Source organism: Candidatus Pseudoscillospira sp. SGI.172, from assembly GCF_050313575.1.
GTDB lineage: Bacteria > Bacillota > Clostridia > Oscillospirales > Oscillospiraceae > Vermiculatibacterium.
On record NZ_JBNPLQ010000043.1, the window covers coordinates 1 to 14,249 of the forward strand.

The 14,249-nt window shown below is 45.2% G+C and carries 17 protein-coding genes and 2 pseudogenes; all 19 read left to right on the forward strand.

From position 1 onward, the window contains the following. Nucleotides 1-184: hypothetical protein (locus ACQRD3_RS12505; RefSeq protein WP_427781615.1), on the forward strand; the 184-nt coding region annotated here is incomplete at its 5' end. Nucleotides 185-406: 222 nt separating this feature from the next. After that, a pseudogene (locus ACQRD3_RS12510) lies at nucleotides 407-2,506 on the forward strand (DUF4368 domain-containing protein). A 2-nt stretch (nucleotides 2,507-2,508) separates the two neighbouring features. Further along, nucleotides 2,509-2,664, forward strand: a complete 156-nt coding sequence (locus ACQRD3_RS12515) for a hypothetical protein (protein WP_272107132.1) — start codon at nucleotides 2,509-2,511, stop codon at nucleotides 2,662-2,664. A 10-nt stretch (nucleotides 2,665-2,674) separates the two neighbouring features. Beyond that, nucleotides 2,675-3,022: a TnpV protein gene (locus tag ACQRD3_RS12520; protein ID WP_272107131.1), complete on the forward strand. Its 348-nt coding sequence runs from the start codon at nucleotides 2,675-2,677 to the stop codon at nucleotides 3,020-3,022. 17 nt (nucleotides 3,023-3,039) lie between these two features. Beyond that, nucleotides 3,040-3,321, forward strand: a complete 282-nt coding sequence (locus tag ACQRD3_RS12525; protein ID WP_272107130.1) for a DUF6809 family protein — start codon at nucleotides 3,040-3,042, stop codon at nucleotides 3,319-3,321. A gap of 10 nt (nucleotides 3,322-3,331) precedes the next feature. Continuing rightward, nucleotides 3,332-3,631, forward strand: coding sequence for a CD1845 family protein (locus ACQRD3_RS12530; RefSeq protein WP_272107129.1), 300 nt, complete (start codon nucleotides 3,332-3,334; stop codon nucleotides 3,629-3,631). Nucleotides 3,632-3,737: 106 nt separating this feature from the next. After that, a complete protein-coding gene (locus ACQRD3_RS12535) occupies nucleotides 3,738-4,004 on the forward strand; it encodes a ferredoxin (RefSeq protein ID WP_427781616.1) in 267 nt (88 codons plus the stop codon). Then, nucleotides 3,997-4,287 carry a molecular chaperone gene (locus ACQRD3_RS12540; RefSeq protein WP_161275379.1) on the forward strand — a complete coding sequence of 97 codons (291 nt, stop codon included), beginning with the start codon at nucleotides 3,997-3,999 and terminating at the stop codon, nucleotides 4,285-4,287. Before ACQRD3_RS12535 ends, ACQRD3_RS12540 begins: the two co-directional genes overlap by 8 nt. A 267-nt stretch (nucleotides 4,288-4,554) precedes the next feature. Then, nucleotides 4,555-4,782 carry a helix-turn-helix domain-containing protein gene (locus tag ACQRD3_RS12545; RefSeq protein ID WP_272107127.1) on the forward strand — a complete coding sequence of 76 codons (228 nt, stop codon included), beginning with the start codon at nucleotides 4,555-4,557 and terminating at the stop codon, nucleotides 4,780-4,782. Beyond that, a complete protein-coding gene (locus ACQRD3_RS12550) occupies nucleotides 4,779-6,011 on the forward strand; it encodes a DNA cytosine methyltransferase (RefSeq protein WP_272107126.1) in 1,233 nt (410 codons plus the stop codon). Before ACQRD3_RS12545 ends, ACQRD3_RS12550 begins: the two co-directional genes overlap by 4 nt. Beyond that, complete coding sequence (locus tag ACQRD3_RS12555) at nucleotides 6,008-7,075, forward strand: hypothetical protein (protein WP_427781617.1); 1,068 nt, start codon at nucleotides 6,008-6,010, stop codon at nucleotides 7,073-7,075. Before ACQRD3_RS12550 ends, ACQRD3_RS12555 begins: the two co-directional genes overlap by 4 nt. 81 nt (nucleotides 7,076-7,156) lie before the next feature. Next, nucleotides 7,157-7,462, forward strand: coding sequence for a DUF3847 domain-containing protein (locus ACQRD3_RS12560; RefSeq protein WP_272107124.1), 306 nt, complete (start codon nucleotides 7,157-7,159; stop codon nucleotides 7,460-7,462). A 449-nt stretch (nucleotides 7,463-7,911) separates the two neighbouring features. Beyond that, on the forward strand, nucleotides 7,912-8,577 hold the full coding sequence (locus ACQRD3_RS12565; protein WP_201336529.1) for a phosphatase PAP2 family protein: 666 nt from the start codon (nucleotides 7,912-7,914) through the stop codon (nucleotides 8,575-8,577). 11 nt (nucleotides 8,578-8,588) lie between these two features. Further along, nucleotides 8,589-9,203 carry a helix-turn-helix domain-containing protein gene (locus tag ACQRD3_RS12570; RefSeq protein WP_427781618.1) on the forward strand — a complete coding sequence of 205 codons (615 nt, stop codon included), beginning with the start codon at nucleotides 8,589-8,591 and terminating at the stop codon, nucleotides 9,201-9,203. A 115-nt stretch (nucleotides 9,204-9,318) separates the two neighbouring features. Continuing rightward, nucleotides 9,319-10,914 carry a MobQ family relaxase gene (gene mobQ / locus ACQRD3_RS12575; protein ID WP_002584981.1) on the forward strand — a complete coding sequence of 532 codons (1,596 nt, stop codon included), beginning with the start codon at nucleotides 9,319-9,321 and terminating at the stop codon, nucleotides 10,912-10,914. A gap of 68 nt (nucleotides 10,915-10,982) precedes the next feature. Beyond that, nucleotides 10,983-11,600 carry a CHC2 zinc finger domain-containing protein gene (locus ACQRD3_RS12580; protein WP_022615270.1) on the forward strand — a complete coding sequence of 206 codons (618 nt, stop codon included), beginning with the start codon at nucleotides 10,983-10,985 and terminating at the stop codon, nucleotides 11,598-11,600. Beyond that, the gene (locus ACQRD3_RS12585) at nucleotides 11,533-12,882 is read left to right on the forward strand and encodes a virulence-associated E family protein (protein WP_002584979.1); all 1,350 of its coding nucleotides are present in this window, start codon (nucleotides 11,533-11,535) and stop codon (nucleotides 12,880-12,882) included. Before ACQRD3_RS12580 ends, ACQRD3_RS12585 begins: the two co-directional genes overlap by 68 nt. A gap of 253 nt (nucleotides 12,883-13,135) precedes the next feature. Continuing rightward, nucleotides 13,136-13,303, forward strand: coding sequence for a transposon-encoded TnpW family protein (locus ACQRD3_RS12590; RefSeq protein WP_002584978.1), 168 nt, complete (start codon nucleotides 13,136-13,138; stop codon nucleotides 13,301-13,303). Nucleotides 13,304-13,335: 32 nt separating this feature from the next. Next, nucleotides 13,336-14,232 (forward strand): annotated as a pseudogene (locus ACQRD3_RS12595) (VirD4-like conjugal transfer protein, CD1115 family); the annotation flags it as partial. Between the last annotated feature and the right edge of the window lie 17 nt (nucleotides 14,233-14,249).

A 14,249-nucleotide genomic window follows, 5' to 3' on the forward strand; every position in this document is an offset into this window, starting at 1 on the left:
TAAGGAGCAGGGCGGCCAGGAGCGATACAGCAATCTGGTGCTGCTCCACAGGCAGTATCTGCCCTTGCTGGCCGACCAAGATACTGCTGCTCTCAAGAGTATCTGCAAACAACTGGCTGTTACAAGAAAACAACTGACCAAAATCAACAACCTGCGTAGTGCCGCAAAATTAGCGGCAATCTGAACAACTTTCTATTGGTGATTGATTAAATGCCTGATAACACAATCGATGGAACGCCGGATGCGGTGAAAGTCGCATGTCCGGTGTGGAGTGGGGGAAAATCCGGCGATGACTTCAAAGGATTACCTATCACTATAGGCGGAAACGCTTTTGTACTGTGCCCTGATTGCCTATATCATTTTCGAGGCACCCGCCGAGGATCGGAACATCAATACCCTGGTGGATATGATTTCCGGCATGGACGTGAAAGAGGATGACGAGTCCTATATGAACGCGGTGGACTATATGTTTAAGGGCCTGGAAAGGCGCAAGCCGGATTGCTTTGCCGTAAAGCAGTACAAAAAATACAAATTAGCCAGCGGTGCTGTATGCTTTAGAAGACTTCTTAATCAGTCGGTTAGGAAGTCGCCTAAAACATACAACCTTACATAATCGAAGAAAGGAGACAATCGCATGAATACAAGAATGATAACTGCCCTGTATGAGCGACTAAGCCGTGATGATGACTTAGAGGGCGAATCCAACAGCATATCCAATCAAAAAAGCCAGTTGGAAGACTACGCCCGTTCTCAGGGCTTCCCGAATCCAGTCCATTTTACGGACGATGGCATAAGTGGCACTTGCTTTGACCGTCCCGGATTTCTGGCAATGATGAAAGAAGTCGAAGCCGGACGAGTGGAATATCTGCTGATAAAGGACATGAGTCGCCTTGGGCGTGACTATCTGAAAGTCGGTCAGATAATGGAAATCCTCCGACAGAAAGGTGTCCGTCTCATTGCCATCAATGACGGCGTGGACAGTGCCAGAGGGGACGACGATTTTACCCCGTTCAGAAACATTATGAACGAGTATTACGCACGAGATACAAGCCGCAAAATTCGCTCCACTTTCCAGTCCAAAGGTAAATCCGGCAAGCACGTCACAGGGACAGTCATTTATGGCTATCTCTGGAATGAAGCCAGAGACCAATGGCTTGTGGACGAATATTCCGCAGGGATTGTGAAGCGTATCTTTGCCATGACAATCGAGGGCATGGGTCCTTATCAGATTGCCAGCAGGCTGAAAGAAGAAAAGGTACTCATTCCCTCTGCTTATCTGGCGACACACAACGAGGGCGTGAACAAAAACAAGACATTCAAGGATGTATATGGTTGGGGTTCTTCCACCATCGTCAACATACTGGACAAGCGTGAATATCTCGGTCATACCGTCAATTTCAAGACCCGAAAGCACTTTAAGGACAAGAAAAGTCATTATGTGCCGGAAGATGAATGGACGATTTTTGAGGACACCCACGAAGCTATTATTGACCAGGAGACTTTCGACCTTGCACAGAAAGTCAGAAGCAAAGTCCGCAGATACCCGGACGGATGGGGCGAAGTCGCACCGCTGACGGGCTTGATGTATTGTGCGGATTGCGGTGGCAAGATGTATGTTCACCGCACCAACAACGGCAAGCGTATCTCACAGTACACTTGCTCCCAGTACACCAAAGTCCCTTGTGGAACGCTCTGCAAGACACAGCACCGCATCAATGAAAGCGTGGTTCTGGAACTGATTTCAGATCTGCTGAAAGCCATTGCCGAGTATGCACAGCATGACCGAGTCGAATTTGTCCGTGTGGTGCAGGAAGCACAGGACAGTCATTTTGCTTCTGATGTAAAAAAGAAGCGAAACAGGCTGACCGCAGCACAGAACAGACTGAACGAACTGGAAGTCCTGCTCTGCAAAATCTATGAGGACAACATCCTGGGCAAGCTGCCGGATACCAGATATGCCACTCTGGATGCACAGTACGGCAAGGAACAGGCTGAACTGAAATCCGAGGTGAAAGCTCTGGAAGAATTTCTGGAATCCCACGAAAAAAACAAGAAGTCCGCAGAACGCTTTATTTCTCTGATTGAGAAATATGAGAACTTCGATAATCTGACCATTGCCATGCTGAATGAGTTTATTGATAAAATCCTTGTCCATGAGCGTGACCGCAAAGGCAGCATCCAGACCACGCAGGAAATCGAGATTTATTTCAACTTCGTTGGCAAGTTTGTACCACCCCATTTCATGGAAGAGGAACTGACCCCAGAAGAACTGGAAGAAATCCGTAAACGTGAGGAACGCAAGGACAGACTGCATCAGAATTATTTGAAGCGAAAAGCAAGCGGTGCACAGAAACGCTATGAGGACAAAATCAAAGCCAAGAAAAAGGCTGAGATGGATGCCAAGAATAACGCACTTCGAGCCGAAGATGTGGCAAAGGGCGTATTTGTCCCCGTCAGCAATATGCCGAAGTTAGAACCGAAAATCGCACCGCAGAAAGGAGCTTGAGTATGTGGATAGTACGATTTATCCGTAAGGATGCCAAGCCCGATGAAGAATACTTCTATCACTCGCAGGGTGAAGCGGAATATCATCGTGATCTGTTCCAGAACGATGATTCTGGACTATATGAAAAAATTGAAGTTATCAATGAAACAGATTTATAAGGAGGTTGCTATGGAACTGAATTTTATAAAGTGCGGCGACTACTACATTCCTGACATTAAACTGAGGAATCCCAATATCCGTCTCGGAAAATGGGGGCGTATGCGAAAGGAGTATCTACGACTGGCACACCCTGCCACTTTCTCCGATATGGTACTGTCTGAAACGCTCTACGAACATTGTGCGGAGATTGAAGCCGCTGCCAAGAGCCGGATGAACATCATTCTTCCAAAGCTGATGGAATACTATGGCGTGACCGAGAAGCTCAAAGCAGAAAATCAGCTTGAATGGATTCGCCAGATGAACGCTTGTGTGGTACAGGCAGAGGAAACCATCAAAGCCGAATTGATTTACTGCTGAGAAAGGAGCGAAGAAATATGATTTTAGAAGCATTGTTCAATGGTGGGATTTATGCAAGCGAGGACATTGTGCCGAAGTCTGACAAGTTCCGACAGACCGCCGCACATATTTCCGAAACCATGACCTATTTCGAGGGAAAGCTGAGCAAAGAGGACTACACCCTGCTTGAAAAACTCTGTGACAGCCATGCGGACGAGAGCAACATGACAAACGAGTGTCAGTTCAAGTATGGGTTCACAATGGGAGTTCTGCTGATGTGCGAAATCTTCCACAGCCCATTCTTCCCACATACCGAGTAAGGAGAAAAACATGGCTCTGATAAAGATATTTTTTAAGTTACTGGTACTGCCGCTGATTGCGGCAGTCACCCTGATACAATGGGTCGGTATCTTCCTCACGCAGTTCTCGACCGTCATATTCAATCTGCTTGCAGGGCTGATGTTCCTGATAGCGGTTGCCGGATGGATGTTTGGTATCGGCACAGGAGCAGATACACTCCGAATGCTGGCGATTGCCTTTGTGGTCTTTATCATCCCTCATATTGCTGAATGGTTGATTATCAGAATAGCCGCCATCAATTACGGACTGCGTGAATTTATCAAGTCCTGACCCAACAATTTCATATCGACAACAAAGCGACAGGTATTTCCTTGTGAAGTCTCTGTCGCTTTTATTTTTACCAATATTCAAGGAGGAAAAATCAATGAGAATGTCTATGAATGAGAAGAAAGCCCTTTATGCCTTTGGCTGTCCGAACCGTGATGCCACCGTTGAACGCTTGCGTTTTGCGGCGGCACTTGCTCCCGATCCTGCGGCAAAGAAGCTGTTCTTCACTCTGGCAGTCAAGCTGAGTGACGAAAGCTGCGACAGATGGTATCGCTGTTTCTTCTACAACATGAGACTGGAAGTGGAACACTTCGCCCAACACAAGTACCACTCCGACAATCAGCCGATTTCCATTAGGGAGAGATTGCATGAGTAAGCTGACGAAGTACGAAAAGGAAACCATCGTCCTGTTTAACGAGGGTGAGGACGCAGCACACATCCAGACCTACAACGCCGGATTGAGGAACAGACTGGAGACGTTCTCCAAGAAGCACCCCGACCTTTGCCGACTGGAAAAGACCCACGAGCAAGGCGGCGTGTCCTATGTTCTGGACAAATCCCGACTGTCCATCCGTCTGCAACCGCCGTATAGCGAGGAACGTAGACGAAAAGCAAGCGAGAACGCCAAGCAAAACGGTTTCGCCAGTCAGACGGAATAATGTAGCGTTTAGGGTTGATATGCGGTCAAAATGTCGGGTCTGCATCCGATGTTTTGACCGCATCTACATAAGGGAAGATAAAGTATCGTCCTACACCAAAAGCATGAAAAAGAGCGTTACACAACGATTTTATGGCTTAAAGCAATCTCATCGACGCGGTAAAAATAAATTTGAGAATTTAGAATTTTATTTGTAAATTTGCGTAAAAATATTGAATTTCAGAGATTTTTGTGATATAGTAAATTAGTTTGACAAGGAGGTGCCCTTATGGTTGTTAGCTATGATAAACTTTGGAAGATGCTAATCGACAAGAAAATGAAGAAAGTTGATTTAATGCGAACGGCAAAAATAAGTAGCAACGCCTTGGCACACTTGAGCAAAGATGAATCTGTTTCGGTCGAAGTTATCGGAAAGATTTGTTTAGCTTTAGAGTGTACTCCAAATGATATTATGGAGTTTTCAAACAATGTAACTGAGGAGAGTACCAGCAAATGAAAATGTTATCTCTGTTTTCTGGCTGCGGTGGAATGGACATCGGTTTTGAAGGAGACTTTGTTTGTCTCAAAAAATCCATTAACAGCGACCTTCATCCCGATTGGATAAAAGAAACTTTGGGTGATTGGGTTCGTGTCGCACCTACAATCTTTGATACTGTTTTTGCAAATGATATTCGTCCAGATGCAAAAGCAGCATGGGTGTCCTACTTCGGTCAGCGTAAGGACAACGCCAACGATATTTATCATCTTGATAGTATTGTTGATCTCGTCAAGCGAGCCAGAGCCGGAGAAAAAGTATTTCCAGACGATATTGATATTGTAACAGGCGGTTTTCCATGCCAAGACTTTTCTGTTGCAGGAAAACGCCTTGGATTTAATTCTCAAAAAAGCCATCTCGGAGTTGCCTTAACGGGTGATGAACCGTCGGTAGAGAGCCGCGGGCAACTTTATATGTGGATGCGAGAAGTTATTTCCTTGACCAGTCCAAAACTCTTTATTGCTGAAAATGTTAAAGGGCTGACTAACCTTGAAGATGTCAAGGAAATCATTGAACACGATTTTGCAGAAGCTGGCAATGGTGGTTATATTGTTGTTCCTGCAAAAGTATTGTATGCGCCAGACTATGGTGTTCCCCAGTCTCGTGAGCGTGTAATTTTCTTTGGATTTAAGAAAAGCGCAATGACGGAAGATGCAAAAAAAGCATTAACACAAACTGTAATTCCCGAACAGTACGACCCATATCCTGTAAAAACGCATGGGGATAAACTTTATCCGATAGTAACTTGTGCTGATGCATTTATCGGTTTAGCAGAACCAGAAGAAAGCACCGATATTTCACAAAAGAAATATTCACAGGCGAAGTATATGGGGTCGCATTGTCAAGGTCAAACAGAAATTAAACTTGATTCAGTCGGTCCGACAATCAGATCTGAACATCATGGTAACATCGAGTTCAGAAGATTGAGTACCGAACATGGTGGTAAACACATAGAGGAATTAGAAGCAGGGCTGAAAGAAAGAAGATTATCTATTCGTGAGTGCGCACGCATACAGACATTTCCCGACGATTATCAATTCATTTTGAAGAAAACGGAATTTAACAAGGGAGTATCTTCAAGTGATGCATATAAGATAATCGGAAATGCCGTTCCTTGTGTTTTAGCATACCATATTGCCAAAACAATCGAAGCAAAATGGTTGCTTTACTTTGAGGAGGATGAGATATGATAGTATCAGTAAATCCAAAACCAGCTATGCCGGAGTTTGTTTCATTAATGAAACGAACTGACGAACTTCTCAATCACGATGCGCTTCAAAGACCAAGGTATTACGCAAGTCGTGGTGGCAATCCTCTGGAGGATGATGTGAAAGCTGCGCTTGATGAATGTGCCAAAGGAACACCGTTTGAAAACACTATCGAAAAAGTATCTGGGCAAAAATTTCCGGACATTGTAGCAGCTAAGTTTTACGGTGTTGAGGTCAAGAGTACGAAAGAAAATCATTGGACTTCGACAGGAAGTAGCATTTTAGAATCTTCAAGAATTGCAGATGTCGAAAGAATTTTTATGACATTCGGAAAACTTGGCGGCAATCCAATCGAGTTCATATCAAGACCTTATGAGGAATGTCTGTATGGTATCGCCGTAACACATATGCCAAGATATTTGATTGACATGAGACTAAAGCAAGGCGAAACTATTTTCGATAAAATGGGCATTCCGTATGATGAGCTAAGGTTAATGGAAAATCCCGTTGCGCCTGTTTCAAAATATTACAGAAGTCAGTTGAAACCGGGCGAAAGTCTATGGTGGGCTGGCGATGCCGCAGACGAAACCGTATCTGCTACTATAAGACTTTGGAGCAAAGTTCCAACAGAGGAAAAACGAAGATATACTGTTTATGGTTGTGCTAATTTCCCAGAAATTTTCGGTGGGAATTATGACAGATACGCATTGTGGCTTACATCGCAAGGTGTTGTTGACCCTCATATCAGAGACCAATTTTCTGCGGGTGGACAAGAGCCAATGCTTCTTTCTGACGGTTCAATAGTGAAGTTCCCTGGTGTTTATAGACGAGTAAAGGACAACATGGACTTCTTTATTAAAATCATGTGTCAAGAAAACACGCAAGCATTTGTCGAGCGTTCGACACTTGATGCCTATGCACTAAACAAAAGGCTAATTGCGTGGGCAGATGCAGTTTCACGTGTTTCAAAAATGGATTACGCTATTTCGATGGATGCATTAAAAACAATGTTCTGGGGCAGAAATGGTGGTAATTTCCCAAAATAAATAATGACTAAGCCAAAGGCGATCAACCGTAAAAAGTTGGTCGTTTTTGTTTTACCCATTATTACGAAAGGAGTTGACCCTATGCCCAACGAGAAATTGGAAAAGCTGAAACACGACCAGTATGTTGCGGAGCGAAAGCTGACCGCAGCCAAGCACAGGGAGAAAAGACTGGAAAGTGAAATCAAGCAGCTTACCCGAAGCGAGCGAACCCACCGCCTTTGCACTCGTGCCGGAATGCTGGAAACCTTTTTAAGAGAGCCAACCGTTCTGACCGATGATGATGTGATGGAGCTTCTGACTTTCATCTTCCACTGCGAAGCGGTTCAAAAGAAGCTGGATTTTCTGATTGAGAACCGAAAGAAAACAGAGCAACCGAACGGGAGCTGAAAAACCCTGTTGGAAAACAGGGCGCAATTATACACCACCTAAAGTTGGTGCATTGCGTTCTGCCGAAAGCCCCTGCCGGAAGCCGATGATTTTTGCAGAAGTCATCTCTGCTCCAATCATCCAGAGGAATCTACACTTCCCCTGCGCTGGCTTTGCCAGCTACCCCTTTGTGGACTTGCCGCCCAGGAACGATTGCAAGCAATCATTCTTGGGCAACAAGTAATAATGCCTACTATCATTTTGAAACCAGATGCAGTATAATGGGAGCAAGCGAAAAATAGAAGTTTACGCATTATTCGTCTATGAACAAACTGCTGAGAAATCCAGAATTTATGCGGATGTTACGAATCGTATCACGCATGTGAAAGCCTGTTTCTTTCCATTATTCATGTCTTTTGATATTTTGGATTCAGCCGAAAGGCAAATTCAAAAGTGAAAGGATTAAGAATATGAAAGAGAATGGGAAAAAGTCATTGATTATCGGTAGTGTATTTACAATTGCGTTTATTGTTTGGACGATTTTAATACAAACAGTAGATGTACAGCCGGTTGGACAAAACAGAACGGATGTAGGGTTTGCAACTTGGAACCTTTGGTTTCATAAACTGACAGGTGCCAACATGTTACTATATACAATTACAGATTGGTTGGGGCTTGTACCCTTATTTGTATGTTTGATATTTGCCGGAATGGGCTTCTGTCAGTTGCTGCAAAGAAAGAATCTTTTTAAGGTAGATGCTGACATTATAATTTTGGGAGTTTATTATGTGATCGTGATTGGATGTTATCTCTTGTTTGAGGCAATCCCAGTTAATTACAGACCGATACTTATGAATGGGGTTATGGAGGCTTCATATCCGTCGTCAACAACGCTTCTTGTGGTAACAGTTATGCCGACATTGGTCGAGCAGGCACTTCGAAGAATGAAGAAGAATACTTTAAGCAAAGTAATAGCAGTAGGTTCTATTGCCTTTTCTTTATTTATGGTGGTCGGACGATTGGTTTCAGGGGTGCATTGGATTACAGACATTATTGGCTCAATGCTTTTTAGCCTGGGACTGTTTCTGATTTATAAAGGTTTAGTACAGGTCTTTCTTTGCAAGGAAATGAGGTAGGAGGTTGTACTTTGGAATTTAATGAAAAATTACAGGAACTTAGAAAAAATAAAGGACTGACACAAGAGGAGTTAGCAGAAGCACTTTATGTGTCAAGAACAGCTATTTCCAAATGGGAATCCGGCAGAGGATATCCGAACATTGACTCACTAAAGGAAATATCTAAGTTCTTTTCGGTGACTATTGATGAGTTATTGTCTGGAGAAAAGCTGCTTTCCATTGCAGAAAAAGAGAATAAAGCGAACCTTCAAAGAATGTGCAGTTTGCTTTTTGGAATTGTGGATTTGTTTTCTTTTATGCTGATTGTATTGCCTCTTTATCCGAACCCAATTAACGGATATATTTATTCGGTGAACCTATTTTCATATACTGACACAGCATTCTTTAATATAATACTGTATTGGGTCTCTTACCTTGCTCTGATTGTTATGGGAATCACAAAAATTGCTTTGACACAGCTCAAAACAGAAAGGGGACAAAGCATTATAACGAGCCTTTCACTGGGATTGAGTATTTTAACTGTATTGTATTTAGGCATGGCAAGAGAAGCGTATGCAATTACAGTCGCATTTATGTTGTTGCTAATAAAAGGCATACTGCTTCTAAAATATACCCAAAATTCGTAAATTTCCAGTTCCACGCATCATAATGACAATTTAATAATGACTAAGCCAAAGGCGATCAACCGTAAAAAGTTGGTCGCTTTTATTTTATCCATTATCGAGAAAGGAGTTGATGAAAATGCCCATACCACATCTGAACATACGAATTGTTCAGAGAAGCAAAGGCAGTTCTGCTGTTGCCGGAGCTGCCTATCAAGCCGGAGAAAAATTGTTTTCCGAGTACGATCAGAAAAACAAAGACCACCGCAGAAAACAAAAGGAAGTTGTTTACACGGAAATCATGCTTCCGGCAAATGCTCCACCCGAATATGCCGACAGAGAAACGCTCTGGAACTCAGCCGAGGAGGTGGAGAAGCAATGGAACTCACAGCTTGCAAGGCGTTTCGTTGTTGCCCTGCCGAGAGAAGTTCCCCTTGAAATGTGTCCGCAGATGTTACAGGAATACTGCGAGGAGTACTTTGTCTCCAAAGGAATGTGTTGTGATATTGCAATCCATGACCCCGACCCACCGGGACACAATCCCCATTGTCACATCATGCTGACTATGCGAGCCATTGATGAAAATGGAAAGTGGATGCCAAAGAGCCGAAAGGTTTATGACCTTGACGAGAACGGCGAGCGTATCAAACTTCCCTCCGGCAGATGGAAAAGCCATAAGGAAGATACTGTTGATTGGAACGAACAGTATCACGCCGAGGAATGGAGACACGGATGGGAAGTTATCCAGAATAAATATCTGGAGCTTGCCGGAAGTCCCGAACGAGTGGATATGCGTTCTTATGCCAGACAAGGGATTGATGTTATCCCGACAGTCCACATGGGAGCCGCTGTCTCTGCTATGGAACGCAAAGGCATTGAAACCAATATCGGTAATCTCAACCGTGACATCAAATCTGCCAACAGTCTGATGGCAGCCATCCGCAAAACCATCAAGTCTCTGCTTGAATGGATTGCTGATGTAAGCGAAGCCACGAAAGAAGCTCTTGCTGAAATGAAAGAACAGAACGCATCCCCGACACTTGCCGGATTGCTCAATGAGTATCTTAATGTCAGAAAAGAGGAACGCCGGGACTGGTCTCGCTACGGACAGAACAAAGGCAGTCTTGCTGATGTGCAGGCAGTTTCCAAAGCTGTCGCATATTTGAGAGACCACAATCTCTACACGCTGAAAGATTTAGATGAAGCTCTGCAAGAAGTGAATGGCAGAGCCGCATCAATCCGAAGTGCGATTAAGACAGCCGAGACCCGAATGAAAACCATCACGCAGATTCAGAAAGCGGTCTCCGTCTGCAAAGAGCACAAAGCAGTCAAAGACAAGTATCTGAAAATCGGATGGAAAGCGGCACAGGCAGTTTACGCTGAGACTCACAAGGACGCTCTTTCTGCTTTTGACAAATCGTTCCGTTACCTCAAAAAGCAAGGACTTGACCTTCGTGTAGATCTGACTGCGTTGCAATCAGAATTTGACACTCTGGAAAAGTCCGTTGCAGAAAACAATGCGAAGCTGTCCGAGGTCAAAGCCGAGCTTCAGCCACTGAAAGATGTCCGCTACTGGATAAGCAAAGTCATCGAGCCGGAACAGGGCGAGGTTGAAAAGAAGCCGGAGCCGAAGCACTCCGTCACGGAAAAGATGAAGTATCTGCAAGAGCAGAAAAAACAGCTGGAGCCGAAATCTCCGCAGCACAAACAGAAAAAACAGAATATGGAACTCTAACACGGCACTTGCCTTTTTCATTGTGAAAAGTCGAGTGCCTTTTTTCGTTTCAGAGAGGAAGTGATGATTTGAATGTATTTGAAGCAGTAAAACCCAATATAAGCACCCGACAGGCGGCTGAGATGTACGGCATCAAGGTCAACCGCAACGGCATGGCAGTCTGCCCATTTCACAATGATAAGAACCCAAGCATGAAAGTCGATAAGCGTTTTCATTGCTTTGCTTGCCAAGCTGACGGAGATGTAATTGACTTCGTTTCCCGTCTGTGCGGTCTGCCCTGCAAAGAAGCAGCTATGAAACTGGCTGACGATTTTGGTATCAGCTATGACAGCAGACACAAGCCGACAGTCAGACCCCATATCCGAGAACCTACTGCCGAGCAACTTTATCAAAAAGAAGAAGCACGATGTTACAGAGTGCTGACAGATTATTTTCATCTTCTGCGAAGATGGGAGACCCAACACGCACCGAAACAGCCGGATGATGTGTGGCATCCGCTGTTCGTGGAAGCCCTGCAAAGAAAAAGCCATATCGAATATCTCATTGATACTTTGATTGACGGCACGAAAGAAGAAAAACAGGCTCTTGTAGCGGAGCAAAGAAAAGAGGTGATGAAACTTGAACAACGAATTGCAGAATACCGTGGACGAAGTCCGAAACAGTTTGGAGCAGAGCCAGAAAGGTAAGGTCTATAACACAGCCGCCAATTACAAGAGGGTTCTGCAATGCGACCCTCTGCTAAAAGGTGCTATCCGAAAAAATCTGCTGACGGAGCGAATTGATATTGTAAAGCCCCTCGGCTGGTATCGTGACAGTACCACCCTAACCGATGTGGATATAAAGTATCTGGTTCTGTATTTTGAAGAAAACTACGGACTGACTGTTGAAAAGAAAATCGTGGATGCGATAACGGTGATCGCCAACGAAAACCGTTATCATCCAGTCTGCGATTTTCTTAATTCTCTGAAATGGGACGGACAGGAACGCATCCGCCATTGTCTGCATCATTTCCTCGGTTCAGAAGAAAACGAGTACACTTATGAAGCATTGAAGCTGTTTATGCTCGGTGCAATCTCACGAGTATTCAAGCCGGGATGCAAATTTGAAGTCATGCTCTGTCTGGTAGGTGGTCAAGGTGCAGGAAAGTCCACATTCTTCCGTCTGCTTGCCGTCAATGATGACTGGTTCTCTGATGATTTGAAGAAACTGGACGATGATAATGTCTATCGCAAGATGCAAGGGCATTGGATAATCGAAATGTCTGAAATGATTGCCACAGCAAACGCCAAGAGCATTGAAGAAATCAAGTCCTTTCTGAGCCGACAAAAGGAAACATACAAGATACCGTATGAGACCCATCCGGCAGACAGAAAGAGACAATGCGTGTTTGGAGGTTCTTCCAATACACTTGATTTTCTTCCGCTTGACCGTACAGGCAACCGCCGCTTTCTTCCTGTCATGGTCTGCCCGGAACAGGCAGAGGTTCACATTCTGGAAGATGAAGCTACATCCAGAGAATATATCATTCAGATGTGGGCAGAAGCGATGGAGATTTACCGAAGCGGCAATTTCAAGCTGAAACTCAGCCGTTCAACAGATGAATTTCTGAAAGCCCATCAGAAAGAGTTCATGCCGGAGGACACCAAAGCCGGACAGATTATTGATTATCTGGAACGCTATTCCGGCAATACAGTCTGCTCCAAGCAGCTTTATCGTGAAGCGTTGGGACACGACTATGACGAGCCGAAGCAATGGGAACTGCGAGAAATCAACGATATTATGAATAATGCCGTCACAGGTTGGAAGGCATTTGCTAACCCTCGCTATTTTCCAGAGCCATACCGCAGACAGAGAGGTTGGGAACGCATCCCCATCGACAACGAGCCTGACAACAACACAGGAAAATTTCACGAACTGACGGAAGCAGAAATGCAACAGCTTGAACTTCCGAAAGAATGGTTGGAATAAAAATTGCTGTTCGTTGTCGGGCAGATTGTCAAGCCGGTTGTCGGTCTGGTTGTCGGGCAGAAAGCGAAAATTCCTTGATTTTGTGGGGCTTTTCTTTCTCTGACAACAATGACAACAGAAATATAAAAGAAAAAGTAAATAGTAAAAAGATAGATAAGCCCGATTAAGAAAAAAGGTTTTCAGAAGTCCGTTGTCGGTACTTCGTTGTCAGACCTTTCCTTGTCGGGCTTTTCTCATTTCGAGGAGGTATTCAATGAACACAAACACAATCCAGACCACCGCACAGCACACACAGCCTTGCTACCGCAAGACCATCGACAAGACCACCTATGTGGTTCGTGTCCATTTCAGCGAAAACGCAAAAGAGACGATGGAGGACAAAATCAAGCGTCTGCTTCGTGAGGAGGTGGCGAAAATGTGACTTTTTTGTAAACATGATTAAAAAGTCCTTGACAATTTGCATCAGGCAAAACGGCCAAGTCGATCCTTATTTCCTGCGGCTCCCGGCTTGCCCCCTTTGACATCCCCCAGCTCCGGGAGATCATGAGCTATGACGAGCTGGAGCTTGACCGCATCGGGGATCGGAAAACGGCGGTTTTCTTCACGATTTCCGACACAACCCCGACGTATAACTTCATTGTTGCCCTGGCCTTTTCGCAGATGTTCAATCTCCTGTGTGAACGGGCGGACAATGTTCACGGTGGCCGCCTGCCCCATCATGTGCGGGTGCTGTGGGACGAGGCGGCCAACACGGGGCAGGTGCCCTCACTGGAGAAACTGGTGGCCGTGATCCGCTCCCGCGAGGTGAGTCTGTGTCTGTTCTACCAGCAGTACGCTCAATGCAAGGCCATATACAAGGACAATGCCGAAACGATCCTGGGAAACATGGACAGCGTGATTTTCCTGGGCGGGCGGGAAAGCTCCACCATCAAGGAAATATCCGAAAACTGGCTGGGAAAGGCCACAATTTCCATGCAGACCGAGGGCCGCTCCCGTGGGCAGTCGGAAAGCTACAACCAGAACACCCAGCGGCTGGGCCGGGAGCTGATGACACCCAGCGAACTGGCTACCATGCCGGGCGATAAGTGCATTTTGCAGCTGCGGGGCCTGCCCCCGTTCTTCTCGCCCAAATACGATTTGAAGCAGCACCCGAACTACAAAGATACATCGGAGGCTGACAAACAGAAAAACGCCTTTGACCTTGATAAACTCATTAACCGCCGTAGGCGGCCTGGGCTGAACGAGGCTTGTGAGGTGTACGAGGTAGCCGTATCGGACACGGGGCCAGTAAGCGAGGACGAGGACATCCTCAACTACGACGATGTGGACGATCCGGATGCCTATGTATAAAGCACTTCTGGACAAAG

Coding starts and splice junctions, on each gene's coding strand:
- ACQRD3_RS12590 (WP_002584978.1), top strand. CDS start 13,136: ATGAACACAAACACAATCCAGACCACCGCACAGCACACACAGCCTTGC.
- ACQRD3_RS12525 (WP_272107130.1), top strand. CDS start 3,040: ATGATTTTAGAAGCATTGTTCAATGGTGGGATTTATGCAAGCGAGGAC.
- mobQ (WP_002584981.1), top strand. CDS start 9,319: ATGCCCATACCACATCTGAACATACGAATTGTTCAGAGAAGCAAAGGC.
- ACQRD3_RS12565 (WP_201336529.1), top strand. CDS start 7,912: ATGAAAGAGAATGGGAAAAAGTCATTGATTATCGGTAGTGTATTTACA.
- ACQRD3_RS12555 (WP_427781617.1), top strand. CDS start 6,008: ATGATAGTATCAGTAAATCCAAAACCAGCTATGCCGGAGTTTGTTTCA.
- ACQRD3_RS12550 (WP_272107126.1), top strand. CDS start 4,779: ATGAAAATGTTATCTCTGTTTTCTGGCTGCGGTGGAATGGACATCGGT.
- ACQRD3_RS12515 (WP_272107132.1), top strand. CDS start 2,509: ATGTGGATAGTACGATTTATCCGTAAGGATGCCAAGCCCGATGAAGAA.
- ACQRD3_RS12530 (WP_272107129.1), top strand. CDS start 3,332: ATGGCTCTGATAAAGATATTTTTTAAGTTACTGGTACTGCCGCTGATT.
- ACQRD3_RS12535 (WP_427781616.1), top strand. CDS start 3,738: ATGAATGAGAAGAAAGCCCTTTATGCCTTTGGCTGTCCGAACCGTGAT.
- ACQRD3_RS12545 (WP_272107127.1), top strand. CDS start 4,555: ATGGTTGTTAGCTATGATAAACTTTGGAAGATGCTAATCGACAAGAAA.
- ACQRD3_RS12520 (WP_272107131.1), top strand. CDS start 2,675: ATGGAACTGAATTTTATAAAGTGCGGCGACTACTACATTCCTGACATT.
- ACQRD3_RS12560 (WP_272107124.1), top strand. CDS start 7,157: ATGCCCAACGAGAAATTGGAAAAGCTGAAACACGACCAGTATGTTGCG.
- ACQRD3_RS12540 (WP_161275379.1), top strand. CDS start 3,997: ATGAGTAAGCTGACGAAGTACGAAAAGGAAACCATCGTCCTGTTTAAC.